Raw genomic sequence first — 25,902 nt, forward strand, 5'->3', positions numbered from 1 at the left:
TGGGGGAAGGCTTGGAAGTAAGATTGTAGGGGCAGGTGGGGGTGGCAAACCCATGGGAACTCATGAAACACTGGTTTAACCTGTAAATCTAGCATTTATTTGCTTTCATGAGAATGAAATAGCCCTGCCTATGTCTAGATTAAGCTTGGATTTTAAACCGCCGACAGTTCCTAAGTATCCAGTAATATTATATCCGACAATTTCCCATAGGAAAGGATTCACAGCTAAATTCAATAAATCCTTGGTCATCGCTCCCTTTGGCTGTGCAAGTTGATAATTATTTAATATGCGGAAAGTTTTTAATTTTATTAAATAAATTTATTTTCTTTGATAACAAAAAAATAAGTAATTTTTTATCCGGATAAAAATAGAGGAATAGGGAACAGGGAACAGGGAATCGGGAATCGGGAATCGGGAACGGCGGAATATAGGGTAGACAGAGAATTTATTGGCACTTTCTGGATTTCTCACCACTGAATCAGTAGCTAATATAATGGATAGCAAGAGCATCAGGGTCACGAAGCATCTCAATAATAATCTCAATGACCTTCATTCCTGGAGAGCTAGTCTGTGAGTGATCCTAACGATTTAATTGAAATTTTTGGTGCTCAGAACCCCGATCGCCGTGGAGATGTCATTTTTGTCCATGGACTCGGAGGTGATGCCCGGGGTACTTGGCACCCGCAAGAACGGCGAGATGATAATAATTTTTGGCCTGCTTGGCTGGGGCAAGATTTATCAGATGTGGGAATTTGGTCTCTGGCGTATCAGGTAGAACCGTTTCGATGGAAGGGTAATTCTATGCCTCTGGTAGACCGGGCGACTAATAGTTTAGATCTACTGGATAGCTATGAGATAGGGGATCGCCCAATAATTTTTGTTACTCACAGTATGGGGGGACTGCTGGTTAAACAGATGCTGCGCAGTGCTAGGGACTTTGGCAAATGGCAAGCGATCGCATCTGGGACGAGGGGAATTGTTTTCCTGTCTACGCCTCATTCTGGTTCTGATTTGGCACGTTGGATTAATTATATTGGCACGATTCTACGAACCACTGTCAGTATTGAGGAATTGGAGGCGCACCATTCTCGCTTACGGGAACTGAATCTTTTGTATCGCAATGACCACCAGTTTAGCCAAATCCCGATGCTGGTTTACTGCGAAACCAGACCTACCAATGGGATTTTAGTGGTGAATCAAACCAGTGCTGACCCTGGTATTAAGGGGGTTATTCCTGTCCCGATGGATGTTGACCATATCTCTATCTGCAAAGTAGATGATAAAAATAATCGAATCTACCGTCAGGTAAAGCGGTTTGTCAATCAGAATTTAACAACTCCTCTGCCACTGATTCAACCGAAAGTAGCAGTTCATCCCGATAGTAATCCTGATAGTAAAGAAGAAGAGGAAAAAAAAAAGTTGATGATGGACTAGGTTTAAAAGACATTCCCCAAAATCTGCCCCGCACCTATGTTTCCAAATTCGTTGGACGCTCAAGTGAACTGGAAACTCTACACCAGCGGCTACAGCAGGCAGAACGGGTGGTAATTTCTGCTATTTCTGGCATGGGTGGTATCGGTAAAACTGAATTAGCCCTGCAATATGCCATCAACTATTACCGGAAACATTATCTCGCTGGGGTTTGCTGGCTGCAGGCGCGGGATGTGGATTTAGGTAATTTAGGGACTCAAATTGTAAAGTTTGCGCGGAACAAAATGAAGTTATCCGTGCCGCAGAAATTAGACGACCAACCCCTCAATCTCGACGAACAAGCGCAGTGGTGCTGGGACAATTGGCAGCCATCGGATAATTTGGTGCTGGTGATTTTGGATGATGTTACTGAATATGATAAAATTAAAGCCTATCTGCCTCCAAATCACCCCCGTTTTAAGATTATTATTACTACCAGGAAGCAGTCGTTAGCAGAGTCTTTTGAGATGTTGCCATTGCAAGTACTTTCGGAAGCAGCGGCTTTGGAGTTATTGGAATCCCTAATCGGAAAAGAAAGACTAAACCGGCAGTGGTCGGAAGCCAAAAAACTCTGCAAATGGTTGGGATATCTACCCCTAGGTTTAGAATTGGTAGGGCGATATTTAAAAACGAAAAAGGATATATCCCTGACAGATATGCAGCAGCGGTTGGAAAAAAAGCATTTGGAACAGCGATCGCTAAAAGAACCAACTGCTACTATGACAGCACAAAAAGGAGTGGCAGCTGCTTTTGAGTTGAGTTGGCTTGAACTGAATCAAGATGCCCAGCAGTTGGGTTGTCTGCTGAGTTTGTTTGCTTTGGCTCCCATTGAGTGGGAATTGGTGGAAAATTGTTTGCCTGACCAAGACTCAGAAGATTTAGAAGATCTTAGAGATGACTTTCTGTTGGAACTGAATTTACTTGGGCGCAAGGGTCAGGGAATCTACCAGCTGCACGAGTTGATTCGAGAGTTTCTACGGGACAAAATGGAACATTACGATGGGGCTGATCAACTCAAGCAGGGATTTGGTGAGGCAATGGTGGCCGTAGCAGATAAAATTCCCAAAGCAACGACACAAAAGGATATTGCTACAGCTAGTCCCGCCATCCCTCACCTGACAGAAGCTGCGACAGTACTCTTAGACTGGCTCAAGGATGAAGATTTATACCAACCTTTCCAGGGTCTGGGTTGGTTTTACGAAGGTCAAATGGCTTATGACCAGGCATTACTCTGGTTAGAGCAAGGCTTAGAGCTTACCCGCGATCGCTTGGGAGAAGAACACCCAGATGTGGCCACCTCCCTCAACAATCTGGCAGTACTCTACTATAGGCAGGGACGGTACTGCAAGGCAGAACCTCTCTATGTCCAAGCCTTGGAGATGAAGAAAAAACTTTTAGGTACTGAACACCCCTCTGTCGCCATCTCCCTCAACAATCTGGCATTAGTCTACAATTATCAGGGGCGGTACTGTAAGGCCGAACCTCTTTTTGTCCAAGCCTTGGAGATCAGGAACAAACTATACGGTCAAGAACACCCACGTCTCGCTATCTCCCTCAACAATCTGGCATTAGTCTACCGTTATCAGGGACGGTACTGTGAGGCCGAACCTCTCTATTTCCAAGCCTTGGAGATGAAGAAAAAACTATACGGTCAAGAACACCCATCTATCGCTATCTCCCTCCACAATCTGGCTACTATCTACTGTGATCAGGCACGGTACTCCGAGGCAGAATCTCTGCATGTCGAAGCCTTGGAGATGAAGAAAAAACTTTTAGGTCAACAACACCCACGTGTCGCAGAATCTCTCAACGGTCTGGCTAATCTCTACTCTAATCAAGGACGGTACTGTGAGGCCGAACCTCGTTTTGTCCAAGCCTTGGAGATGAGGAAAAAACTTTTAGGTCAACAACACCCAAATTTCGCCAACTCCCTCAAGGGTCTGGCAGAACTCTACAATAATCAAGGACGCTACTCCGAGGCAGAACCTCTTTTTGTCCAAGCCTTGGAGATTTTTGAACAAAAGTTAGGGTCAAATCATCCCAAGACTATCGCTTGCCGCGAGAATCTTCAAAAATTGCGGGATGAGCTGACCTAGGAAGGCAGAAGGCAGAAGGAAAGGCAAGAGGCAAGAGGCAAGAGGCAAAAGAAAAAAAAATAGCAATTAAAGTAGGGTGGGCAAAGTAATCTAATCTATCAATACTCACGCATAACCAAACGGTTTTTGCCCACCCTACAAGCTAAAAACTATAGCCTAGAACAAGTTAATTTTTATGCTATACTATAGAGGTTTAATCACCAGTATTGCAGTCAGTTTTTTCTGATGACAAAAGTAGAACAGATTCAAGCTGAAATTGAGGCTCTCTCTAAGGAAGATTTCGTGCGCTTGAGAGAGTGGTTTGCTGAAAGAGACTGGTTACTCTGGGATAAACAGCTTGAAGCTGATATTGCCGATGGTAAGTTAGACTTCTTACTTGAGGAAGCAATGACAGCTAAATCCGAAGGAAAATTACAGGATTTGTAAGTGCATCGAACAACACCGCAATTTTGGAAGCGTTTTTACGCACTACCCGAAGCTGTTCAAGGTCTAGCCCGAAAAAATTATGAGTTGCTCAAAGCAGACCGACATCATCCATCTCTAAACTTTAAAAAGGTGGGTAAAAAATATTGGTCAATACGTGTTGGATTGAGTCACAGAGCATTAGCAATAGAGGATGGCTCTGACTTCATTTGGGTTTGGATAGGTGACCACGATGAATATGACAGACTAATCCGCTAGCTTCACTTTTCTGTTTGAGCTGGAGGAGCGAGACTGGTTGACTGACAAAAGATCATGGCGTAGGGAGTCGTTGAGGCAATGAAACCCAACAAAGGGTTAGACTTTCGTGTTCGTTACGCTATCGCTAACCCAACCTACGGGAGCATCAACTGTTCCCTGTTCCCTGTTCCCTGTTCCCGATTCCCGATTCCCGATTCCCGATTCCCGATTCCCTACTCCCTACTCCCTACTCCCTACTCCCTACTCCCTACTCCCTGATCAAATTACCGTAACCGTCCCGAACGCAAGATACTAACAATCAGCCACAAGCCTAAAAAACTAGCAGCAGCAAACAGGATATTAGTAACCACAGACATCTGGGGAGTTTGGCTTCCTGAGGCCACAATTGCTGCACCCACAATCAGGGAACCGACTACAATACTGAAGGAGAGTCGATTAGCGGAATCATCGATACTGTAACGTAGTTTGTCTAGCTCTGGGACAGTAATATTCCACTTCAGGGTTTCGGAACTGACCCGGTTTAAAAATAATTCGATTTGAGAAGGCGATCGCAATGACAGGCTTTTGAGATCCAAAACCGTTCTCAGAAGGGTTTGTAAGGGATCATCTCCCAGGAGTTGACGGCGAAACACTTCCGTAATCAGGGGTTTGATTTGGTCGAGCAGGTTAATTTCAGGATAAAACCCACGGGTAACCCCTTCCAAGTTAGCTAGGGTTTTGGCATATAAACCCATATTACCGGGTAAGCGGATTTTATTATTTCGCGAGACTTGCAGTATCTCATAAAACACTTCACTAAAGTTGATTTTGGAGAGGCTTCGGTTGTAATACTTGCGCAGCATACGGTCATAGTCATTTTCCAGGCCAGATAAACTGACCGACTCACTTGCTTCAGATAGTTGTAGGGTTAACTGAGCACATCGCTTGCCATCTAAATCTACAATTGCTAAGAGCATCTCCGTCAAAATCTGTTGGCTGCGGGGGTCTAAGCGTCCAATCATCCCACAGTCTAATAAAGCGACACGACCATCCCTCAGATAAAATATGTTTCCGGGATGGGGGTCAGCATGGAAGAAGCCATCGATGTAAACCTGCTGGAAAAAAGCCCGAAATAACAGGGTGGTAATTTCCCGTCGCTGGGTCTGGGTATCTTTGCCCTCTCTAGTTTGTGATAATTGCGCCGATAGCAGAGGTGCCCCTTCCAGCCACTCAATGGTGAGTAGCTTTTGGCTGGTCAAATCCCAGTAAATCTTTGGTATGACTAATTGCTGGGAATCGAACCAGCGGCTATTGGATAGATTACTGCGGAGTTTATCGGTATAGTTAGCTTCTTGGGTAAAATCCAGTTCTGCTTCTAGGGCAGTAACAAATTCATCAGCTATGGCAACGATATCGTAAGTCTTACCAAATTCCGTCAGAGAGACTAACTCCGCTAAGCCCCTAATGATAGCAATATCTTGGGCAACTATCTGATCAATCCCAGGACGTTGCACTTTCAGAGCCACGTCTTGACCATTTTTGAGGGTAGCGCGATGGACTTGACCAATGGAACCAGCAGCAATGGCTTGGGGATTGATAGTCGTAAAGGTTTCTGAGATTGGCTGTGCTAGTTCTTGCTGTAGTAGGGTTTCTATTTCACTCCAGGCTACTGGTGGTACATTGGCTTGCAAGTCAGTCAGGACTTCCACATAGGCTCCTGGTAATAGGTCGGGACGGGTAGACAGAAGTTGTCCTAACTTAACGTACACCGGACCTAAATTGATTAAAATGTTGCGAAGGACAGCAGGAGGGGGGAGTTGAGGTTCGTCATTATTTTTGTTGCCCGTTAGGAGTCCTCGCATGTAATCCCAACCGTTTCGGAACACAACTTCTAGGATTTCTCGCTGGCGGGTACTGGTTTGAGTTAGGGAAAACATTCGCTGAGGGTGGTTGAGTCATTTGGTTATATACTAGACTTCGCGGCAAAGTGGGGAAGAGGGAATCGGGAATCGGGAATCGGGAATCGGGAATCGGCAACAAGAATTGATGCCACAGCGTCGAAGCCTGTGGCACAAGGGCTGGATCGCACAAAAAAAAATTTTCTGATCTACTTGCCAATCCAGACTAGGTTTGTTAGACTTAATAAGGCGTCAAAAAAGACAAGCCGAAAAAAGACAAGCCGGGATAGCTCAGCTGGTAGAGCAGAGGACTGAAAATCCTCGTGTCGGCGGTTCAAGTCCGCCTCCTGGCATCTTCTTTAAATTGGGTGAGTTGCAAATTCTTGGGTTTTAGGGAATCGGGAATCGGGAATCGGGAATCGGGAATCGGGGAAAAATCCTGTGTGGCTGATTGCTGATAGCTTAAATACAGTTCAATCCCACCAATAGCAAACAACAACTGCATCGCGATCACGTTGAATACCGTCTCCCCATAATGCCCCTTCGTATCGATATCTTAATCGGCGTTTGAGTCGGTAACTATACTCTTCGTTTGTGCCATCAGTTACCTCTACCGAGTCAGCTCGCCATTTTTTACCCAAATCGATTAGTTGGGAAACTTTGGTATCTTGATTTTCTGCAAGTATGTATAGGGTATCTGCTGGATAGGCCACAAAATGAATAATGCTGCTATCTGGCATTGGACGATAGTTTGCCATTGCCAGCAGGGTATCTAGCAAACCACCAAAACTTAACCCATGTTCATCTGGGGCAAAGACTGGTTTGGTAAACAGAAAGCTTGCCCATAAATCTCTGTGCTTGGAAAGGTCAGTAATAACTTCTGGGCCATCAAACTCATTGAATCGGCGCTGCCAAACTAAAGCAGCAAATAGTTCTTGGGGAGAATAGGATTCAGCAAGGGATTGGATTTTAGTCAAGTCAAGCATTGTTGTTATGAGGGGTTTTACCTCGCCTAACTTCTTCTGCGTAAAAACGTGCCATCTACTAGGCTACCTCATTGCGCTCAATCGCTATTTCGATTTCATCGGGGTGAGCTTTTGCGTATACCCAAGCATTGGCTAAATCAGCAGCTGTAATTGTTGGATAACTTGTTAAAAGGTCACCATCACTGTATCCAAGACGACGAGCTTCTACAATTACCCAGACCGTAATACGAGTATTGGCAATACAAGCTTATTCCCCACAAACTCTAGGGTTTTTCTCAATTCCTTGCCAATTGTTTGTGAGACTTTGAGCCAGTAACTGAATAACCTGCACTTTTTCACTAGGGCTAAGGGCAAGAAGTTTTTGCTCTAAGTCTTGAAGTATCACAGAAGTCAATCCTTTGCTATAAATCTGATCTTAGTATAATATCATGTTAATAGAATCACTTCTCAAAAAATATACCTTACTTTTGGTAGGTAATCTTCCTCCTTATCCCCTGTTCCCTGTTCCCTGTTCCCTGTTCCCTTTTATCTACTAATTATAAGTGTTCAACCAACCTTGATATAAGTGATAAAAATAATCGGGTGAACCCAAAAGCTCACCCGATTATTCAGCTAAACTAAACTAAACTAATCTACTTAAGGGTTCCCGCTGGGATGCCTAAAATATCTTCAATCTTGGGCATTTCTTCGATAGGAATCACCCGTCCTTCATCTTCAAATCCAGCGATTTGATCAAAATTCAAATACTGATACAAATCACTAGCAAAGGGATTAATTTTCTCGGCTACAATTGACTGATACTCTTCAGCGCTGGGAATCCGACCTAACAAGGCACAAGCTGCTGCTAATTCAGCAGAACCCAAATAGACTCGGGCACCTTTACCCATACGATTATTAAAATTACGAGTAGAGGTAGAGAATACGGTGGCTTTATCAGCAACCCGAGCTTGATTCCCCATGCACAGGGAACATCCAGGCATTTCAGTCCGGGCACCAGCTATGCCAAAGATACCGTAAACCCCTTCTTCTTTGAGTTGTTTCTCATCCATCCGGGTAGGGGGACAAATCCACAACCGAGTGCTAACAGGGGGTTCCCCTTCTAGGACTTTGGCAGCGGCACGGTAGTGTCCAATATTGGTCATGCAAGACCCAATGAAGACTTCATCAATGCGATCGCTTGCGACTTCAGACAACAATTTCACATTATCTGGGTCATTGGGAGCCGCTACAATCGGCTCAGTGATTTCATTCAAGTCAATCTCGATAATTTCAGCATACTCTGCATCTGGATCTGCTTCCATCAGTACGGGATTTGCCAACCATTCTTCCATCTTGGCCACCCGACGCATGATCGTACGGGCATCTTGATAGCCTCGTGCCACCATATTTTTCAGTAGGGCGATATTGGAACGCAAATACTCAGATACTGTTTCTATTCCCAGCTTAATGGTACAGCCAGCACAAGACCGTTCCGCAGTAGCGTCAGTAAGTTCAAAGGCTTGCTCAACTTTCAAATCGGGCAATCCTTCTATTTCCATAATCCGTCCCGAGAAGACATTTTTCTTATTCTTCTTCTCTACCGTCAGCAACCCTTGTTGAATAGCCACATAGGGAATAGCATTGACAATATCCCGCAATGTTACCCCTGGTTGCAATTCACCTTTGAACCGCACTAACACAGATTCGGGCATATCTAAGGGCATGACTCCCAAAGCGGCACCAAAGGCCACTAATCCAGAACCGGCAGGGAAGGAAATGCCTAGGGGGAAACGGGTGTGAGAGTCTCCACCAGTGCCTACGGTATCAGGTAATAACATCCGGTTCAACCAAGAGTGGATAATGCCATCCCCAGGACGCAAGGCTACACCAGCACGAGAGGCAAAGAAGTCGGGCAATTGTTTATGGACTTTGACATCAACGGGCTTGGGATAAGCAGCAGTATGGCAGAAGCTTTGCATGACTAGGTCGGCACTGAAACCAAGACAAGCCAGTTCTTTTAATTCATCCCGAGTCATGGGTCCTGTGGTATCCTGGGAACCAACTGTAGTCATGATCGGTTCGCAAGAGCTACCTGGACGAACACCCGGTAAGCCACAGGCTTTACCGACCATCTTCTGGGCTAAGGTGAAGCCTTTGCCTGTATCTTCTGGTATGCTTGGACGGGTAAACAGGGGACTTGGTTCTAATCCCAAGGCTTCCCGGGTTTTATCCGTAAGCGATCGCCCAATCAGTAACGGAATCCGTCCACCAGCACGGACTTCATCGAGGATCGTATCGGGTTTGAGGGTAAAGGTGGAAATGACTTCCCCAGCTTGGTTAGTGATTTCACCATTGTAGGGATGGATAGTAATCACATCCCCAGTTTCCATTTTTGAAACATCGCACTCAATGGGCAATGCACCAGAATCTTCAGCAGTGTTGAAGAAGATCGGGGCAATTTTGCCACCTAAGATATATCCCCCAGCTCGCTTATTGGGAACATAGGGGATATCTTCACCGATATGCCAAAGTAAGGAATTAATTGCGGATTTCCGGGATGAACCAGTACCAACAACATCCCCAACATAAGCCACAGGATACCCGTTTTGTTTTAATTTAGCAATAGTATCTAAAGCCGACGGTATCCGAGATTCCAACATGGCCAAGCCATGTAACGGAATATCTGGGCGAGTGGTGGCGTGAGTGGCCGGGGATAAGTCATCGGTATTGGTTTCTCCGGGTACCTTAAATACAGTCACAGTAACTGCTTCCGGTAGTTTGGGACGCCCGATGAACCAAGCAGCATTGGCCCAAGCATCGATGACTTGCTTGGCGTAAGGATTGATATCGGAAATTTCTAGAACATCATTGAAGGCATCAAAGACAAGTAATGTCTTACTTAGGGCAGTAGCGGCTTCTGCTGCTAGGGTGGTGTGATTAGACTGGAGTAACTCAACTAGGGATTGGACATTGTAGCCTCCGACCATAGTACCCAATAGGTCTACAGCACCCTGGGGGGAAATTAGGGGACTAGTGAGTTCTGCTTTTGCGATCGCAGTTAAAAACCCGGCTTTGACATAAGCTGCTTCATCCACTCCAGGGGGAATGCGATCGCGTAACATAGCCATTAATGCTTCTTCTTCCCCAGCTGGTGGATTTTGCAGCAGTTCACAAAGTTGGGATGTTTGCTCAGCACTTAGGGGTAGGGGAGGAATTCCTTTAGCTCCCCGTTCAGCTAGGTGTTCACGATAAGAGTTCAGCATCATAGATTTACCTGTGCGCGGGCTTCATGTAAGACAATTGTTACAAAATATTGCCCTACCAGAGTGTGGCAAGTCATCAAAGCATCAAAAATCAAAGCATCAAAAAAGCGATCGCTATGGATCGCCGTGTCTGATGTTAGAGAGTTGTGAGAGTATCTGGGTTAACTCACTAGATTGGTTGCATCTGCTTTGACTCATCTTCTAGAAGCCTGACCAAATTCTGATCACCTTTAGCTTTAGCTACCTCTAGACGATGTTCCAAAGTTTGGCGCATCGTAGCCAGATGAACTTTTCTGCTCTCATTCAAGACTTTTTGCAGCCGGTGGCGAGCAATCGATGTCTTTGCCGCTACAGTAGAAATCGATTTAGCCATTGGTTGAGAATCAGCGACAGTATTAGTTACAGTTGCATTACCAGTGCAGTAAGAAACACCACGCCATTTCAGATGATTTACCGGTGGCGGTTCAGGCATGTGTCTGGGATAGTGAACTCTCCAATTCTGAGCCCGATAAGTGCCACCAATTTCACCCTCTCTCACTTCTAGTAGAGAGGGTTCAGCGTCGTAACTTACACCACGATACCTAAGTTTCATATCTATTACCCCTCCGATTGACTAATAATAATATCAGACTACTTTTTTCAATAGTCTTGAGTGCTTTGAATAATGTTGAGTACTGAAATATTGAGTAATGAAATCTTGAGTACTAGAATGCTGAGTACCGAAATGCTGAGTACCGAAATGTTTAGTACTGAAATGTTTAGTATTGAGTAATATGTGATCAATGTTTACTCAGCCCTGAGGTCTTGACGCACCCAGCACCCAGCACTTTTTGACTCAAACAAAACTAGTGATACAAAGAGCTACCCTCTTTTATAGCTAACACCACGATAGGTCATGTTAGCCGATGATTTACGCCAAGGATTATGCTTAATCCGGTGAACTTTCCAGCTATGACCCCGGTAAGTTCCACCAATTTCCCCTTCAGATACTTCTAGGGTAGATGGTTCACTTTGATAACTAACACCTCGGTAATAAAGTTTCATTGCTCGAATACCTCCGATTGGATTGCTTAATGAGATTGCTTAATGGAATTGCTTAATAAGTTGCTTGGCCAAGAATTGCTTAATAAGTTGCTTGGCCAGGTGAGGAATTCTGTCTAAGGGTTAGGCAAGCCTGCCCTAGGTATTACTTTCTTGGATTCTCTACGGCTGATCTACTTCAGGACATCTGAGTTGAGAGCCACTGAGCCGACAGAGACCTCAGTGTTTATTCAATTCCAATTTTTATTTCTGTATCTATTTTGACACTTTTTTCCAAAAAAGTCAAATGTTAAGAAAAAAAAACCAAATTAGATCCTATCCAGTGATTCAGGTTATAGGCTAAGGAGGTTCTGACCAAGTTTGCTAGCTCCTCGGAAAGCACGGAAGCCCTCAACTACGCCTCTTGTCCCTAATACTCAAGAATTAATACTTAAGTATTAATTCTTGAGTATTAATGCCTAAAACTTAATATTTCTAAAACTTAATATTCCTAAAACTTAATATTTAAAACAGTAAGCTATCAGCGCTGCCTCCCCAAGACCGCGCTGCATCGCTCCTAAACTCCGAAACGTGAGTCTAGTTTACTTCTGACTTCTGACTTCTGACTTCTGACGCTAAGCGTAGCGCTATATCAGGGAGTGGGGAATCTTCAAGAGTACCCCCAAGGGTACTTTTATAGCCCTTGAGAGACATAAAACTGGATTTTTGAAGAGATTCTTGTATCTATACTAACGAAACCTTGGAGAACTTCTATGATTAGGTGCATAAAACAACCCACTTCCTCAGTGCTCAAGGTGTTTTTACTGGGCTGCTCATTGCTACTGCTGCCCTGTAGTCCTGCCTTAGCTCAAGGGTGTACTCAAGCAGAGATTAAGACTAATATCGCCAGATTCAACGATATAAACAATACAACCGCTAAAGAAGCTATAGTCCAATGTGGTCCAAAATCTGTCTATTTACTGATTGAAGCCCTGAAGACGGATAAATCTGCTGCAGTTCGGGAGGGAGCTGCTGTTGCTCTGTGGAGTATAGGAGAGGAAGCGGATCAAGCTGTCCCTTGGTTGATTAAAGCCCTAAGGAACGATGAGTCGGCGACAGTTCGTGCCAAAGCCGCTGCTGCTCTGGGATTGATGGGAGAAGCATCTTATGAAGCTATCCCTGATCTGATTGATGCACTTAAGGATGAATCTGCTGAAGTTCGCGCCAATGGTGCTTATGCCTTAGGGAACTTGGGAAAGAAAACCCATGAGGCTGTACCTCACCTAATTGAAGCCTTGAGGAATGACCAATCTGCTCAGGTTCGTGCTAACGCTGCTTATGCCCTAGGGAATAAAAAAGAGGCAGCCAAGTCAGCTGTACCTTACCTGATTGAAGCGCTAAAGGATGAAACATTCTCGGTTCGTATGACTAGCATCAATGCCCTAGAGCAGATTGCCGAGAAAACTAAAGATGTTGTTCCCCAGCTCATTGAGCGACTCAGGAACGATAAATCTGTCCTGATCCGGATTCGCGCTACCGAGGTACTAGGGGAAATTGGAGAGGCAGCTAAGGATGCTCTGCCTCTATTAATTGAGTTGCTTGAGGATAACTCAGTCTATGTTCGCTATTATGCCGCCTCTGCTCTAGGAAAGATGGGAACGGAAGGGGTTCAGGCTGTCCCTGACCTAATAGATGTCTTTTTCAAAGATGAATCTATCGATGTTCGCTATTCCGCCCTCTCTGCCGTTGTCGAAATTTCTTCTAAGGTTGGAAAACAGAGGAAGCAGCTCACCAAAGTGCAATTGGAACAATCCATACTGGAATTTGAAACAGTTATTCAAAGGCTAGAGCAAGACACGGAGAAAATTTTCCAGGATAGATGGATCGAAACCGTGCGTGGTGGTCTTGATAATCTCCAGCAAGAACAGGATTCTCGTAGTTATCAGAAAATTTTTAGCAAAGGGGTGATTATCTGGCTAACTCATATGCTGTTTTGGTTTGGACTAATACTGGTTTATCCCAAATCCCCCCAAGTCCAAGCTATCTTCTTTTGGAATCCCTCGGTGCGGAAGTTTTTTGGACTGGGGTACGTAGGCATAGCCCTAACTTGGATTCCCTTTCTACGCTCGAAGTTATTTGCCCCCTTCCAGGAATCCTTGCTGTCAGATGCAGATTTAGAAAACTTTGATGAACAAGCTTACTTTCCTAACTTGGAAGTCCAGCCCCAGGGAAGAAGTATAACGCAACCCATTCAAGAAGCAATACCGGATCTGGAATTACCCATTGTCCTGGAAGGAGAATCAGGATTAGGGAAATCGATGTTTCTACGGCACTTAGTGAAATCATCTAAGCGGATCATCGTCTATTTACCTGCTGAGAAATGCGCTAATGGCGTGATCGAAGCGATTCAAGCAAAACTTCATGGATTCGCCCAAGACTCTGGTTTCTTGCGAGACCTGATTTACAGTGATGCCATTGATATCTGTATTGATGGACTCAATGAAGTCACTCCAGACACACGAGCGATGATTACCACTTTTGTGGAAAGTTACTTCAAGGGCAATATTATCATCGGGACCCAATCCATGGAGTGGCAGACCCCCTCTTGCGCTACAACCTATGTACTGCAACCATTGAAACCTAAGCAGATTGAGAAATTTTTACTATCGCGCTATAAAATTATGCCCCCAGATGCTCCCATCTCGGGTATAAAGTACAAACAAGCCTGCGAAAAGTATATTGACACCGTTTTACATCAGTACCAATCAGAAGAAGAACACAGAGCTGTGCGTCGGATGCTGTCTAACCCTATGGACCTGACCATAGTGGCTCAGATGATAGCCCATGGGCAGAAACCAGACTTGCTGAATTTGCAGCAACAGCAGTATCAATATATGGCTCAGGAGTATGAACAACTCTATCTGAGAAAATTTCCCCTAGAGGCATTTGCTGAGACAGTTTACCAGATGCGCTTGCAAGATGAGGTAGCTATACCAGCTGAGAAATGGTTTGAAGAACTGATTTGCATCGAACGCCACAAAATGGTTTTGTCCCGTCTGTTTGTTGACCATGAAGGCAATGATCGAAAAGAATGGTATTTCCGCCACGACAAAATCCAGGACTTTTTCATCGTGCAGACCTTTCTAGGTGAGGGAAATGATTTGCCAAACAAGCATATCAGTGACCCTAGGTTTCGCGGTGTGTACTTCCTCTTGGCAACTCTACTGCCGTGGAATGCTGCTTGGCGCTTGCGGGAAACCTTAATTAAATACGCAGCGAATACTAAAGACCATACAGTTAGTGATACTTTTGTTCAACTGTTGTTGTCCCGACAAGCGGCATGATCTGTTGAAGGTTGAGGGTTGAAGGTTGTTCGCGTAGCGTGGCCGAAAGGCCAAGGTTGAAGGTTGTTCGCGTAGCGTGGCCGAAAGGCCAAGGTTGAGGGTTGAGGGTTGAGGGTTGTTGGTCAGAATGCAGAATGAAGAATTAAGAATTAAGAATGAAGAATGCAGAATGTAGAATGTATAATGGAGAATGAAGAATGGAGAATGAAGAATGGAGAATGAAGAATGAAGAATGCAGAATGAAGAATGCAGAATGTAGAATGCAGAATTCCAAATTCTAAATTCTAAATTCTAAATTCTAAATTCTAAATTCTAAATTCTAAGAAGGTTAAAGGTTAAGGGTTCTGATAAAAGCCCATGACTCTCTGGACATAGTCAGCAGTTGCGCCACTGTTGCAGCCAGAGGGTTTTCCTGTCATCCACCAACAGGCGGTACGGCGAACAGCAATCATTTCATTGTTGCCACTATCTGTCAATTCAATATCCAGTTCCCGTCTGATGATACAAGCCACAACACTGCGTGCTGTGGTCGGGTCGGCTTCAAATTGTGCAGGAGTCATGGCCTGTCCTGTACATTGAGATGTCCAGCTCGGGATAATGGCGGGTAAAACTTGCCACTGGCTGTACATGCCATCATTGGGACGATTGGGTGGTGCCGAAAGCCGCAGTGCTTCTACCAGAGCATTGACTTGCGGATCAAGAGTGTTGACTTGCGGATCAAGAGTGTTGACTTGCTGATCCTCTACTTGTGCGAATACTGGTGTTGACCTATGGGGCTGCTGATAAAAGCCCATGACTCTCTGGACATAGTCAGCAGTTGCGCCACTGTTGCAGCCAGAGGGTTTTCCTGTCATCCACCAACAGGCGGTACGGCGAACAGCAATCATTTCATTGTTGCCACTATCTGTCAATTCAATATCCAGTTCCCGTCTGATGATACAAGCCACAACACTGCGTGCTGTGGTCGGGTCGGCTTCAAATTGTGCAGGTGTCATGGCCTGTCCTGCACATTGAGATGTCCAGCTCGGGATAATGGCGGGTAAAACTTGCCACTCGCTGTACATGCCATCATTGGGACGATTGGGTGGTGCCGAAAGCCGCAGTGCTTCTACCAGAGCGTTGACTTGCTCATCCTCTACTTGTGCTGATACTGGTATTGCCCACAACCCCACACTCACTATTATTCCGGTCAAGAGCAGATTTTGAAATTTATTGATTACTTTATTGATTACATTTAAAGTGATCATTTTCAGATTTATTTGATATCTAAAATTAACTGAACTAAGAATGCTACTGGTCGCGACAGTGCTCAGGGAACGATGAATAATTAATGATTAATAATGTTCAACCCATGCTAGGAGTTAGGGGCTTGTACTGGCAAAACGATTAATGCAGAATTGTTAAATTCTGTATCTTATGTGTCTTATGTGTCTATTATGTATGTGTATGTATGTGCCGATTCATCGTTCATCATTCCTAAGACATAGTTCCTGAGACTTAAGGAATTTTTGAGAATAATCCGATGATGATGGGGGCTGTGAACAATAGAGCAATATCTAAAATCGTGATGGCTGCGAAGCTAATTTGTTGAGTATTCATGATGCACCGTTTCCTTGAGTATTAACAGCTGACCTAAGAATGCTAGCGGTAACTTAAATCCATTTCATCGATTTAGATCACGCAAGACTGTGATTTATGACAATCTATCTATGTGATATTGATCACTAATTTTAACCAAAATACTCTATACTATTCTATACTGTAATTTATAAAGAAAAGATTAAATGCCTGTAGGGCTCGTGATAGCGTAGACCATTGGTAAGTTTTTACTAGTGACAGGACTAAAATTAGTCCCAGAGGAACTATATTATATAAGTGCTTTAAAAATTATTAACGCACCCAAAAGATTTAATATTTATTTTATGAATAAGCTTTAAATTACTGATTTTTGATTAGGTTTTGTTGAGGTTTGTTTGTCAACAGTACTAGGCAGTAAACTATGAACAAACAACCGATTATATCAAGTCCAATGAATCACTTCTAATTACCATTTCAAAAATGCTGCCTCAACCCCTTGTTCTCGCCGAATCTTACTATCCTTCTCAAACCAATCGATGATCTGCTGATGGGTCAACTCTTCCATTGCCACCCCAGTATCTTGTGAAATATGCTTCAACAGTCTGAGGGAGGAAATCGTTAAACGAGTTAAGAATTTCTCTGGGGAAGAGAGCAATGCTTGGTCTACATCAGCGGATTCTTCCGGAGTTAAGAATTGGATTGAGGATTGCTGGGAATCAGCCATAAGGGTTTTCAAGGTTGACTACATAACTTTTAAGCTATCAGCTATCAGCTAATGCACTATGTCACAGGCTAGAAGCCTGTGCCACGCAAGCTAGTTGAGGTGCTATTAGCCAAAGGCTTGTGGCCAAAGGCTGACAGCTGAAGGCTGACGGCACCTCAAGTAGCGTGCGCGTAGCGCTTAAGCTTACAGGCTTAGTTATTGGCATGTTAGTTATTTGCTGGCGCTTTGATTAAATAGCCACACTGATGCTCTCCATTATTGAGCCAGTGAGTACGCTCCACTGTACAATCTGGCAATACGGCGGCAAACATTTCCAGTTCATGACCACAGACACTGGGGTAAGATTCGGCAACGTTGGAAATAGCACAATTGTATTCAGTTAAAATATACTGCTCACTAACCCCATTATTTAAATTACCTGATTCTAGGGTGTGCCACTCTGCCATATAACCTTCTAGTCTACGTAGTTCTACCAACTTGGCTACTCGCTCTCCCACTGTACCATTCCCGATACACTCCCGGTATTCTTGAGCTTTACGTTGCCATTGCTTTTGTAAAATCGTGCTAGTCTGTTCACGACCCAAGGTTTCTGTCATGGTATCGAGCAGGGAAACGGAAAACTCTCCGTAATGATGGGGAAAGCGATCGCGTCCTTTGTGAGAGAGGTGATAGATATGTTGAGGACGCCCCATACCAATTTGAACAGCTTTGTACTCAATTAGCCCTTCTGCCTCCAATTCTTTGAGATGACGTCGAATAGCTTGGGCGCTAACCCCTATGGCTGTGGCTAACTCCTGGGCTCTTGCTCGATCCTGTTTGAGGAGATATTGTAGGATGTCTCGCTTGGTGGAAGTTTGCTGAGTAGGCATCATGGGCTTAGGAGTTGGGGAATTGGGTAACAGGGGAAGGGCACTCAGGCTTCCCTTTGGTGCTTGTCGGTACCGTTATTTCTATTTAATCTAAATTCTCTTGACTTTAACAACATGTTTGTTGTTAATATAACCTAGAATAGAGTTAAACAACAAAAACGTTGTTTTAATCCACCCAGTAACCAGATCACATCCCGTGGGCATGAGGAAGCTATGGATTTTAGTTGTAACCGGCGATAAAAGCAAGCCGCTGTCTTGATGCAGTCGCTACCCGCAGTCTACAACCTCTAACCTTCCAAGCTGCCAACCTACTCTACGGGAAAGTCAAAGGCGAACAAGCTATCACTGTGTTTGTAACTCTGTTGAATCCTTAATGATAAGAGAGCACTAAATCGATGACTGCCACTGTCAAGACATTAGTCAACCAGCCCTATAAGTACGGCTTTGTCACAGATATTGAAGCGGATACCATTCCTCGCGGACTCAATGAGGATATTATCCGTCTGATTTCCGCTAAGAAAAACGAACCTGAGTTCATGCTGGAGTTTCGCCTAAAGGCGTATCGACAATGGCAGAAAATGACCGAGCCAACCTGGCCCCATGTCACCTATCCTCCCATTGATTACCAAAAGATTATCTACTACTCAGCACCCAAACAGAAGAAGGAAAAACTCAATAGCCTGGACGAAGTTGACCCAGCTTTACTGGAAACCTTTGATAAATTAGGCATTTCCCTATCTGAGCAAAAGCGGCTGGCTAATGTAGCAGTGGATGCCATCTTTGATAGTGTCTCGATCGCCACTACCTTCAAAGACAAGCTGGCTGAGTCGGGAGTAATTTTCTGCTCGATTTCGGAAGCGTTGCAAGAACACCCAGAGTTAGTGCGAAAATACCTGGGTAGTGTTGTTCCTGTGGCAGATAATTACTTTGTTGCTCTCAATTCTGCTGTTTTCAGTGATGGTTCCTTTGTCTATATTCCCAAAGGAGTCAAGTGCCCAATGGAACTGTCCACCTATTTCCGGATTAATAATGGAGATACTGGACAGTTCGAGCGTACCCTAATTGTGGCGGAAGAAGGCAGCAATGTTAGTTACCTAGAAGGCTGCACTGCGCCGATGTACGATAGTAACCAGCTGCACGCAGCTGTGGTGGAACTGGTTGCCCTGGACAATGCTGAGATTAAATACTCCACAGTGCAAAACTGGTTCGCTGGGGATAAAAATGGTAAAGGTGGGATTTACAACTTTGTTACCAAGCGGGGATTGTGCAAGGGAGTAAATTCAAAGATTTCCTGGACTCAGGTAGAAACTGGTTCTGCTATTACTTGGAAGTATCCCAGTTGCGTCCTAGTGGGTGATAATTCCATTGGTGAATTCTACTCTGTTGCTCTAACCAACAATCTCCAACAAGCGGACACAGGTACCAAGATGGTACATATCGGTAAAAATACTCGCAGCACCATCATTTCTAAGGGGATTTCTGCTGGTAAGTCCAAAAATAGCTACCGGGGTCTAGTGAAAATTGGTCCGAAGGCCAAGGGTGCGCGAAACTATTCCCAGTGTGATTCCATGTTGATTGGGGATACAGCTGAGGCGAATACGTTTCCTTACATCCAAGTCCAGAACAACATGGGCAAAGTGGAACACGAAGCCTCGACTTCTAAAATTGGTGAAGACCAGCTATTTTTCTTCGCTCAACGAGGGATTTCAGAAGAAGATGCGATCTCCATGATGGTGAGTGGCTTCTGTAAAGATGTCTTCAATGAACTTCCCATGGAATTTGCTGCTGAAGCAGATAAACTTTTAAGCCTGAAGCTCGAAGGCACAGTGGGCTAACTAAGGTTAGCAGGTTGAATGTTGAATGTTGAATGTTGAATGTTGAATGTTGAAGGTTGGGAGGTTGAAGGTTGAAGGTTGGGAGGTTGAAGGTTGAAGGTTGGGAGGTTGAAGGTTGAAGGTTGGGAGGTTGAAGGTTGAAGGTTGTTAGCAGGTTGAACGCGCACGCGTGGCCTTTTGGCCAAGGTTTATAGATTAAGATGTTCAAAGTTAAAGCTGATCAAATTCAACTATTATTCAACCTGATAACCTTCCACCTCAAACCTAGTAACATTCAACCTTAAACCTTAAACCTTAAACCTAGTAACATTCAACCTTAAACCTTAAACCTTAAACCTAGTAACATTCAACCTTTAACCTGCTAACATTCAACCTTTAACCTGCTAACATTCAACATTCAACCTTAAACCTTAAAGCTGATAACCTTATAACAACACTTCTGGGATAAAGCATTTATTATCAAGTCGAAATGATTAGTGAAACTAGTGAAATAATATTGTCTGTTCGGGATTTGACGGCAGATGTGGATGGTAACCAGATTCTGAAGGGATTGAATCTGGAAGTTAAAGCTGGAGAAATCCATGCGATTATGGGGCCAAATGGTTCTGGGAAGAGTACTTTGTCTAAGGTATTAGCCGGTCATCCTGCCTATGATGTAACGGGAGGCGAGGTAAGTTTCTTAGGGCAAAATCTGTTAGAAATGGAACCGGAGGAACGCTCTTTGGCTGGAGTATTTCTGGCGTTTCAGTATCCGTTGGAAATTCCTGGTGTCAGTAATTTGGATTTCTTGCGGGTGGCTTACAATTCCCGTCGAAAGCACAAGGGATTGGAAGAAATTGATACATTTGATTTTGAGGATTTAGTTGAAGAAAAGCTGGAAATTGTTAAAATGAATCCCAGCTTTCTAGAGCGTAGTCTCAATGAAGGCTTCTCTGGAGGAGAAAAGAAGCGGAATGAGATTCTCCAAATGGCACTTCTAGAACCTAAGCTGGGGATTTTGGATGAAACAGATTCTGGCTTGGATATTGATGCTCTCAAAATTGTGGCCAATGGGGTGAATCAATTGGCAAGTAGCGAGAATGCGATGATTTTGATTACTCACTACCAACGTTTACTGAATTATATTGAGCCGGATTTTGTTCATGTGATGGCAGATGGCCGTATCCTCAGGACTGGTAGCAAGGAGTTGGCTCTAGAGTTGGAATCCCGTGGTTATGACTGGGTGCTAGAAGACGAGACTGCTGAGGTGAGTGTCTGATGACTATGGAAGTTTCTGTAAAACGGGAGGTTTCTTATTTGTCGGCACTGCTAGAGCAATGTCGCCAGGATAATCCAGTTGAGATGGATTGGTTACAAGAGCTAAGTAACCACGCTAGGGGGATTGCTCAGGAATTGGCGATTCCCACCACTAAAGATGAGGAATGGCGGTTTACGGATTTGTCGCCACTGATGCAGGTGACGTTTGAGGCTGCTGTAGCTGTTGATACAAGCACCATTGATATTAGTCCGGTAGTTTTGCCAGAGGCGGTTAACAGCCGATTAGTATTTGTCAATGGGATTTATGCCCCCGAGCTATCGTCTTTGGCTGGGTTGCCTGAAGGGGTGTTTGTGGGGAATTTGGCCGAGTTGCCATCAGAGTATCAGAGCCGAATTGCTGATTATTTGGGCAAGCAGCAGGGGGCAACCGATGTGTTTACGCTGCTTAATACCGCTGGTTTGACTGATGTGGCGGTGATCTGGTTGCCTAGGAATACTGAGGTGACGGTTCCCATTCATCTGCTGTTTGTTTCCATGGCTGATGGGGTGCCTAGGCTGTTTCAGCCCCGTTGTTTGGTGGTGGCGGAGGCCGGTAGTCAGCTGAGTTTAGTTGAAGAGTATTGGCAAGGCCAAGAGGAAAATAGCGCCCAGGGTGTTTATTTGACCAATTCCGTGACGGAGGTATGGGTTGGGGAGAATGCCAGAGTGACTCATATCCGGGTTGATGGGGAAAGTAACCAGGCTTTCCATGTGGGCAAGAGTGCGATCGCACAAGCTCGGAATAGTTTTTATAGTTGCCATGGGGTAGCCTTTGGGGGGAAGTTATCTCGCCATACTCTGGAAGTGTTTCAGATGGGTGAGGGGACCGAAACGATTCTAAATGGCTTGACCGCGATTAGTGAGCATCAGTTGGCAGATACTCATAGTGCGGTGATGTTGAATCATCCCAATGGCATCAGTAATCAGCTGCAAAAGTGCATTATAGATGGTAGTGCTCATGCGGTGTTTAATGGTAAGGTTAGTGTTCCTCAAGCAGCGCAGTTGACCAATGCAGCTCAGTTGAATCGTAATTTGTTGCTATCGCCGAAGGCTAGAGTTGATACCAAGCCTCAGTTGGAGATTACAGCTGATAATGTGAAATGTTCCCACGGTGCTACAGTCAGTCAGTTGGAAGCGGATGAAGTCTTCTATTTGCAAAGTCGTGGACTGAAGGAAACCGATGCCCGTAACCTTTTGATTGATGCCTTTGTAGCAGAAATAATCAATCAAATTCCCCTAGCTTCTCTTCGTCAAAGACTTTCGGAAACAGTCATAAGTTCAAAACGGGAACAGAATAACGTTCAACAGTAACATGACCTTAACTCAAGAAAAAACCATTGCTGATCAAGTCCGGGCTGACTTCCCTATTTTGCACCAGGACGTTAACGGTAAACCGCTGATTTACTTCGATAATGCGGCTACTGCCCAGAAACCGGTAGCAGTACTGGATGCACTGCGCCACTACTACGAAATGGACAATGCTAATGTTCACCGAGGTGTCCATACCCTTAGCACTAGAGCGACAGACGGTTATGAGGGGGCACGGGATAAGGTAGCTAGTTTTGTAAATGCCCAGTCACGACAAGAGATTGTTTTTACCCGCAATGCTTCGGAAGCGATTAACTTAGTGGCTTACAGCTGGGGTTTGGAAAATCTGCGCCAGGGAGATGAAATTATTCTCTCGGTTATGGAACACCACAGCAATTTGGTGCCTTGGCAAATTATTGCTCAGAAAACTGGAGCCCTATTAAAGTATGTGGGATTGACGGAGACTCAGGAGTTTGATTTAGAAGAGTTCCGACAGCTGATTTCTGAGAAAACCAAGCTAGTAAGTGTGGTTCATGTCTCGAATACTTTGGGATGTATTAATCCCGTAGAGGAAATTATTGCGATCGCACATAACTATGGCGCTATGGTAATGATTGATGCTTGCCAAAGTATCCCCCATATGCCCATTGATGTCCAAGCTATGAATTGTGATTGGCTAGTGGCATCGGGTCATAAAATGTGTGCTTCCACAGGGATTGGTTTTCTGTATGGGAAACTAGACTTACTGCAAGCCATGCCTCCATTTTTAGGTGGTGGTGAAATGATTGCTGAGGTATTTCTCGATCACTCCACCTATGGGGATTTACCCCATAAATTTGAAGCGGGGACACCAGCCATTGCTCAAGCGATCGCACTTGGTGCTGCAGTAGACTATCTGACTGTGTTAGGTATGGATACTATCCATAGCTATGAAGAAGAATTAACCGCTTATTTGTTTAAGCAGTTGCAGGAAATTCCAGATCTAATCATGTATGGTCCCCAACCAACAATAGATGGTAAAGGTAGGGCAGCCTTAGCAACATTTAATGTTAAAGGATTGGATGCTAGTGATGTGTCTACGCTGTTGGATCAAGACGGTGTAGCAATTCGTTCTGGAAATCATTGTACTCAACCCTTGCACCATCGTTTAGGAGTGACTGGTACAGCACGAGCTAGTTTGTATTTTTATAATACTCGTGAAGAGATTGATCGGTTTATTGTGGCGTTGAAAGAAACAATTGAGTTTTTCAGAAGTGCTATGGATTGAATATAGCAATTATTATTTGGGTGAGGTACTTTTGTTATGGGTTTTAGGGAGTAGGGAGTAGGGAGTAGGGAATAGGCAATAGGCAATAGGCAATAGGCAATAGGCAATAGGCAATAGGGAAAAAATATATAGCAATTATTTTTATCATGAGGTACAAAGGGATCCCCCTAAATCCCCCTTAAAAAGGGGGACTTTGAGGTTGATAAGTGTACCTCATACATGCCATAAATTACATACCTCATTAGGCTATAAAAAGCTAGATAGCAATCCTAAATTAATTGTTATAATTATTAATCAGAAGTTACCTACTCCCTACTCCCTACTCCCTGTTCCCTATTTCCCTACTCCCTACTCCCTACTCCCTACTCCCTGTTCCCTATTTCCCTACTCCCTACTCCCTACTCCCTACTCCCTACTCCCTATCAGCCATAAAAGCATTTTGATATGGTTTTCCCGTTGCCAGATAAATACATTGACCTGCTCACGGATTTCGGCTTTAAACGTGTCTTTGGCACTGAGCCAAACAAGGCACTGTTGATCGACTTCTTGAATACTCTGTTGCCTCCCCATCATCAGCTGAAGAATGTTACCTTTAAGAATCCCGAGTTTTTGGGCAATACCTTAGTGGATCGAAGGGCTATTTTTGATATTTATTGTCAGAGCGAGACTGGTGAACGGTTCATCGTAGAAATGCAGAAGGCCAAGCAAAATTTGTTTAAGGATAGAAGTGTATATTATTCTACTTTCCCGATCCAAGAACAGGCTGAACAGGGATTTTGGAACTATGAGCTCACGGCAGTTTATACGGTTGGCGTCCTAGATTTTGTATTTGATGACCACAAGCACGATTCAGAACTGCTACATGTGGTGGAGTTGAAAAATCAGCACTGTGAAGTGTTCTACGATAAGCTCAAGTTTATTTATGTTGAGCTACCGAAATTTAGCAAGTCTCTTGATGAGTTGGAGTCCCATTTTGACAAGTGGTTATTTTTATTAAAACACCTAGCCCAGTTGAATGAACCCCCATTACCGTTGCAAGAGGATGTGTTTGCCCAGCTATTTGATGTGGCAGAGATTGCCAATTTTTCATCTAGGGAGCAAGCGCTATATCAGGATAGTCTGAAGGTCTACCGGGATATGTACAATGTTACCCAAACCTTGATTGATGAAACCTTGGAACAAGGCATAGAACAAGGTATCAAACAAGGTATAGAACAAGGTATCAAACAAGGTATCAAACAAGGTATCAAACAAGGTCGAGCAGAAGGTAGACAACAAGGTAGACAACAAGGTAAAGCAGAAGGTAGACAGGAAGAAAAACAGCAGATTGCTAAGCAGATGAAGGCGGCAGGGTTACCTGCTCAGGATATTGCCCAATATACGGGGTTGAGTATGGATGAGATTGATCGGTTGTAGGTTGAAATTGCTTCAAGAGTTATTCTTTGTCTGTTTAGCGTTGCTGAATCAAGCTATGAATAGGAGTATAGTGAGCATCCTGCCTGCCCCAGAATATTGATAACGGGCAAGATGCCCATTCCACAAATAGGATAAACGCTATAGTTAATCTATCTATCAGTGTTTATCATAGCGATTAAAAGCACTATACTATAGCAATCCGTTTAGGAATTGTTAGAATTTATAAACATAAGTTTCCTACTCCCGACTCCCGACTCCCGACTATCTAATCCCTATCAGCCATAAAAGCATTTTGAAATGGTTTTCCCGTTGCCAGATAAATACATTGACCTGCTCACGGATTTCGGCTTTAAACGTGTCTTTGGCACTGAGCCAAATAAGGCACTGCTGATCGACTTCTTGAATACTCTGTTGCCTCCCCATCATCACCTGAAGGATGTTACCTTTAAGAATCCCGAGTTTTTGGGCAATACCTTAGTGGATCGAAGGGCTATTTTTGATATTTATTGTCAGAGCGAGACTGGTGAACGGTTCATCGTAGAAATGCAGAAGGCCAAGCAAAATTTGTTTAAGGATAGAAGTGTATATTATTCTACTTTCCCGATCCAAGAACAGGCTGAACAGGGATTTTGGAACTATGAGCTCACGGCAGTTTATACGGTTGGCGTCCTAGATTTTGTATTTGATGACCACAAGCACGATTCAGAACTGCTACATGTGGTGGAGTTGAAAAATCAGCACTGTGAAGTGTTCTACGATAAGCTCAAGTTTATTTATGTTGAGCTACCGAAATTTAGCAAGTCTCTTGATGAGTTGGAGTCCCATTTTGACAAGTGGTTATTTTTATTAAAACACCTAGCCCAGTTGAATGAACCCCCATTACCGTTGCAAGA

Annotated in this window: 26 protein-coding genes, 1 tRNA gene and 1 pseudogene; 14 read left to right on the forward strand and 14 right to left on the reverse strand. The window is 44.1% G+C overall.

What is annotated here, in order from left to right:
* Nucleotides 1-570 precede the first annotated feature (570 nt).
* The 5 genes from F6K53_RS28875 (at nt 571) to F6K53_RS28895 (ending at nt 4,542) form a co-directional block, all read left to right on the forward strand.
* Nucleotides 571-1,434 carry an alpha/beta fold hydrolase gene (locus F6K53_RS28875; RefSeq protein WP_293083035.1) on the forward strand — a complete coding sequence of 288 codons (864 nt, stop codon included), beginning with the start codon at nt 571-573 and terminating at the stop codon, nt 1,432-1,434.
* 68 nt (nt 1,435-1,502) lie between these two features.
* Nucleotides 1,503-3,566, forward strand: a complete 2,064-nt coding sequence (locus F6K53_RS28880; protein WP_293071758.1) for a tetratricopeptide repeat protein — start codon at nt 1,503-1,505, stop codon at nt 3,564-3,566.
* Nucleotides 3,567-3,791: 225 nt separating this feature from the next.
* Complete coding sequence (locus F6K53_RS28885) at nt 3,792-3,992, forward strand: hypothetical protein (RefSeq protein WP_070392920.1); 201 nt, start codon at nt 3,792-3,794, stop codon at nt 3,990-3,992.
* Nucleotides 3,993-4,247: a hypothetical protein gene (locus F6K53_RS28890; protein WP_293071751.1), complete on the forward strand. Its 255-nt coding sequence runs from the start codon at nt 3,993-3,995 to the stop codon at nt 4,245-4,247.
* Between the two features lie 106 nt (nt 4,248-4,353).
* Nucleotides 4,354-4,542: a hypothetical protein gene (locus tag F6K53_RS28895; protein ID WP_293071752.1), complete on the forward strand. Its 189-nt coding sequence runs from the start codon at nt 4,354-4,356 to the stop codon at nt 4,540-4,542.
* On the opposite strand, the gene F6K53_RS28900 is transcribed toward F6K53_RS28895, so the two are convergent.
* Nucleotides 4,511-6,163 carry an AarF/ABC1/UbiB kinase family protein gene (locus F6K53_RS28900; RefSeq protein WP_293071753.1) on the reverse strand — a complete coding sequence of 551 codons (1,653 nt, stop codon included), beginning with the start codon at nt 6,161-6,163 and terminating at the stop codon, nt 4,511-4,513. The two genes, F6K53_RS28895 and F6K53_RS28900, sit on opposite strands and share 32 nt — an antisense overlap.
* 26 nt (nt 6,164-6,189) lie before the next feature.
* Nucleotides 6,190-6,315, reverse strand: a complete 126-nt coding sequence (locus F6K53_RS28905; RefSeq protein WP_293060914.1) for a hypothetical protein — start codon at nt 6,313-6,315, stop codon at nt 6,190-6,192.
* An 89-nt stretch (nt 6,316-6,404) separates the two neighbouring features.
* Here F6K53_RS28905 and F6K53_RS28910 point away from each other — a divergent pair.
* A tRNA-Phe gene (locus F6K53_RS28910) sits at nt 6,405-6,477 on the forward strand.
* Here the strand turns inward: F6K53_RS28910 and F6K53_RS28915 are convergent.
* The 6 genes and pseudogenes from F6K53_RS28915 to F6K53_RS28940 form a co-directional block, all read right to left on the reverse strand.
* Nucleotides 6,459-6,629 carry a hypothetical protein gene (locus F6K53_RS28915; RefSeq protein WP_293071754.1) on the reverse strand — a complete coding sequence of 57 codons (171 nt, stop codon included), beginning with the start codon at nt 6,627-6,629 and terminating at the stop codon, nt 6,459-6,461. The genes F6K53_RS28910 and F6K53_RS28915 overlap by 19 nt on opposite strands.
* Complete coding sequence (locus F6K53_RS28920; RefSeq protein ID WP_293022993.1) at nt 6,598-7,110, reverse strand: hypothetical protein; 513 nt, start codon at nt 7,108-7,110, stop codon at nt 6,598-6,600. The genes F6K53_RS28915 and F6K53_RS28920 overlap by 32 nt, the downstream gene beginning before the upstream one ends.
* A 58-nt stretch (nt 7,111-7,168) precedes the next feature.
* Nucleotides 7,169-7,495 (reverse strand): annotated as a pseudogene (locus F6K53_RS28925) (DUF433 domain-containing protein).
* Nucleotides 7,496-7,742: 247 nt separating this feature from the next.
* The gene (gene acnB / locus F6K53_RS28930; RefSeq protein WP_293038675.1) at nt 7,743-10,352 is read right to left on the reverse strand and encodes a bifunctional aconitate hydratase 2/2-methylisocitrate dehydratase; all 2,610 of its coding nucleotides are present in this window, start codon (nt 10,350-10,352) and stop codon (nt 7,743-7,745) included.
* 169 nt (nt 10,353-10,521) lie between these two features.
* Nucleotides 10,522-10,944, reverse strand: coding sequence for a DUF4278 domain-containing protein (locus F6K53_RS28935; RefSeq protein ID WP_293083037.1), 423 nt, complete (start codon nt 10,942-10,944; stop codon nt 10,522-10,524).
* Nucleotides 10,945-11,213: 269 nt separating this feature from the next.
* Nucleotides 11,214-11,396: a DUF4278 domain-containing protein gene (locus tag F6K53_RS28940; RefSeq protein ID WP_293071756.1), complete on the reverse strand. Its 183-nt coding sequence runs from the start codon at nt 11,394-11,396 to the stop codon at nt 11,214-11,216.
* A gap of 749 nt (nt 11,397-12,145) precedes the next feature.
* On the opposite strand from F6K53_RS28940, the gene F6K53_RS28945 reads away from it, so the two are divergent.
* Nucleotides 12,146-14,716 (forward strand): HEAT repeat domain-containing protein, encoded by a 2,571-nt coding sequence (locus tag F6K53_RS28945; protein WP_293083040.1) that lies wholly within the window; start codon nt 12,146-12,148, stop codon nt 14,714-14,716.
* Here F6K53_RS28945 and F6K53_RS28950 read toward each other — a convergent pair.
* The 5 genes from F6K53_RS28950 to sufR form a co-directional block, all read right to left on the reverse strand.
* Entirely contained in the window at nt 14,686-14,808 is a 123-nt protein-coding gene (locus F6K53_RS28950) for a hypothetical protein (RefSeq protein ID WP_293083043.1), read from the reverse strand. The genes F6K53_RS28945 and F6K53_RS28950 overlap by 31 nt on opposite strands.
* 243 nt (nt 14,809-15,051) lie before the next feature.
* Complete coding sequence (locus tag F6K53_RS28955) at nt 15,052-15,963, reverse strand: hypothetical protein (protein WP_293083046.1); 912 nt, start codon at nt 15,961-15,963, stop codon at nt 15,052-15,054.
* A gap of 797 nt (nt 15,964-16,760) precedes the next feature.
* Entirely contained in the window at nt 16,761-17,018 is a 258-nt protein-coding gene (locus F6K53_RS28960; protein ID WP_293023005.1) for a hypothetical protein, read from the reverse strand.
* A gap of 61 nt (nt 17,019-17,079) precedes the next feature.
* The gene (locus tag F6K53_RS28965) at nt 17,080-17,223 is read right to left on the reverse strand and encodes a hypothetical protein (RefSeq protein WP_293071374.1); all 144 of its coding nucleotides are present in this window, start codon (nt 17,221-17,223) and stop codon (nt 17,080-17,082) included.
* Between the two features lies 1 nt (nt 17,224).
* Nucleotides 17,225-17,890: an iron-sulfur cluster biosynthesis transcriptional regulator SufR gene (sufR, locus tag F6K53_RS28970; RefSeq protein ID WP_293023008.1), complete on the reverse strand. Its 666-nt coding sequence runs from the start codon at nt 17,888-17,890 to the stop codon at nt 17,225-17,227.
* A gap of 392 nt (nt 17,891-18,282) precedes the next feature.
* On the opposite strand from sufR, the gene sufB reads away from it, so the two are divergent.
* On the forward strand, nt 18,283-19,722 hold the full coding sequence (sufB, locus tag F6K53_RS28975; protein ID WP_075899490.1) for a Fe-S cluster assembly protein SufB: 1,440 nt from the start codon (nt 18,283-18,285) through the stop codon (nt 19,720-19,722).
* On the opposite strand, the gene F6K53_RS28980 is transcribed toward sufB, so the two are convergent.
* A complete protein-coding gene (locus F6K53_RS28980; RefSeq protein WP_293023013.1) occupies nt 19,719-19,907 on the reverse strand; it encodes a hypothetical protein in 189 nt (62 codons plus the stop codon). The two genes, sufB and F6K53_RS28980, sit on opposite strands and share 4 nt — an antisense overlap.
* Before the next feature lie 284 nt (nt 19,908-20,191).
* Between F6K53_RS28980 and sufC the strand changes: the two genes are divergently transcribed.
* From sufC to F6K53_RS29010, 6 genes are all read left to right on the forward strand, one after another.
* Nucleotides 20,192-20,980 carry a Fe-S cluster assembly ATPase SufC gene (gene sufC / locus F6K53_RS28985; RefSeq protein WP_293023016.1) on the forward strand — a complete coding sequence of 263 codons (789 nt, stop codon included), beginning with the start codon at nt 20,192-20,194 and terminating at the stop codon, nt 20,978-20,980.
* Nucleotides 20,980-22,329 (forward strand): Fe-S cluster assembly protein SufD, encoded by a 1,350-nt coding sequence (gene sufD, locus F6K53_RS28990; protein WP_293071373.1) that lies wholly within the window; start codon nt 20,980-20,982, stop codon nt 22,327-22,329. The genes sufC and sufD overlap by 1 nt, the downstream gene beginning before the upstream one ends.
* Before the next feature lies 1 nt (nt 22,330).
* Nucleotides 22,331-23,593, forward strand: a complete 1,263-nt coding sequence (locus F6K53_RS28995; protein ID WP_293071372.1) for a SufS family cysteine desulfurase — start codon at nt 22,331-22,333, stop codon at nt 23,591-23,593.
* Between the two features lie 199 nt (nt 23,594-23,792).
* Complete coding sequence (locus F6K53_RS29000) at nt 23,793-24,131, forward strand: hypothetical protein (protein ID WP_293071370.1); 339 nt, start codon at nt 23,793-23,795, stop codon at nt 24,129-24,131.
* Nucleotides 24,038-25,009, forward strand: coding sequence for an Rpn family recombination-promoting nuclease/putative transposase (locus F6K53_RS29005; RefSeq protein ID WP_293083049.1), 972 nt, complete (start codon nt 24,038-24,040; stop codon nt 25,007-25,009). Before F6K53_RS29000 ends, F6K53_RS29005 begins: the two co-directional genes overlap by 94 nt.
* 297 nt (nt 25,010-25,306) lie before the next feature.
* The coding region (locus tag F6K53_RS29010; RefSeq protein WP_293083052.1) for an Rpn family recombination-promoting nuclease/putative transposase at nt 25,307-25,902 on the forward strand (596 nt) is incomplete at its 3' end.

This window comes from Moorena sp. SIO4A1, from assembly GCF_010672065.1.
In the GTDB taxonomy this organism is placed as follows: Bacteria; Cyanobacteriota; Cyanobacteriia; order Cyanobacteriales; family Coleofasciculaceae; genus Moorena.

Coding starts and splice junctions, on each gene's coding strand:
- F6K53_RS28940 (WP_293071756.1), bottom strand. CDS start 11,396: ATGAAACTTTATTACCGAGGTGTTAGTTATCAAAGTGAACCATCTACC.
- acnB (WP_293038675.1), bottom strand. CDS start 10,352: ATGCTGAACTCTTATCGTGAACACCTAGCTGAACGGGGAGCTAAAGGA.
- F6K53_RS29005 (WP_293083049.1), top strand. CDS start 24,038: ATGGTTTTCCCGTTGCCAGATAAATACATTGACCTGCTCACGGATTTC.
- F6K53_RS28965 (WP_293071374.1), bottom strand. CDS start 17,223: ATGCCAATAACTAAGCCTGTAAGCTTAAGCGCTACGCGCACGCTACTT.
- sufD (WP_293071373.1), top strand. CDS start 20,980: ATGACTATGGAAGTTTCTGTAAAACGGGAGGTTTCTTATTTGTCGGCA.
- sufB (WP_075899490.1), top strand. CDS start 18,283: ATGACTGCCACTGTCAAGACATTAGTCAACCAGCCCTATAAGTACGGC.
- sufC (WP_293023016.1), top strand. CDS start 20,192: ATGATTAGTGAAACTAGTGAAATAATATTGTCTGTTCGGGATTTGACG.
- F6K53_RS28920 (WP_293022993.1), bottom strand. CDS start 7,110: ATGCTTGACTTGACTAAAATCCAATCCCTTGCTGAATCCTATTCTCCC.
- sufR (WP_293023008.1), bottom strand. CDS start 17,890: ATGATGCCTACTCAGCAAACTTCCACCAAGCGAGACATCCTACAATAT.
- F6K53_RS28945 (WP_293083040.1), top strand. CDS start 12,146: ATGATTAGGTGCATAAAACAACCCACTTCCTCAGTGCTCAAGGTGTTT.
- F6K53_RS28935 (WP_293083037.1), bottom strand. CDS start 10,944: ATGAAACTTAGGTATCGTGGTGTAAGTTACGACGCTGAACCCTCTCTA.
- F6K53_RS28900 (WP_293071753.1), bottom strand. CDS start 6,163: ATGTTTTCCCTAACTCAAACCAGTACCCGCCAGCGAGAAATCCTAGAA.
- F6K53_RS28915 (WP_293071754.1), bottom strand. CDS start 6,629: ATGCAGTTGTTGTTTGCTATTGGTGGGATTGAACTGTATTTAAGCTAT.
- F6K53_RS28955 (WP_293083046.1), bottom strand. CDS start 15,963: ATGATCACTTTAAATGTAATCAATAAAGTAATCAATAAATTTCAAAAT.
- F6K53_RS28960 (WP_293023005.1), bottom strand. CDS start 17,018: ATGGCTGATTCCCAGCAATCCTCAATCCAATTCTTAACTCCGGAAGAA.
- F6K53_RS28995 (WP_293071372.1), top strand. CDS start 22,331: ATGACCTTAACTCAAGAAAAAACCATTGCTGATCAAGTCCGGGCTGAC.
- F6K53_RS28885 (WP_070392920.1), top strand. CDS start 3,792: ATGACAAAAGTAGAACAGATTCAAGCTGAAATTGAGGCTCTCTCTAAG.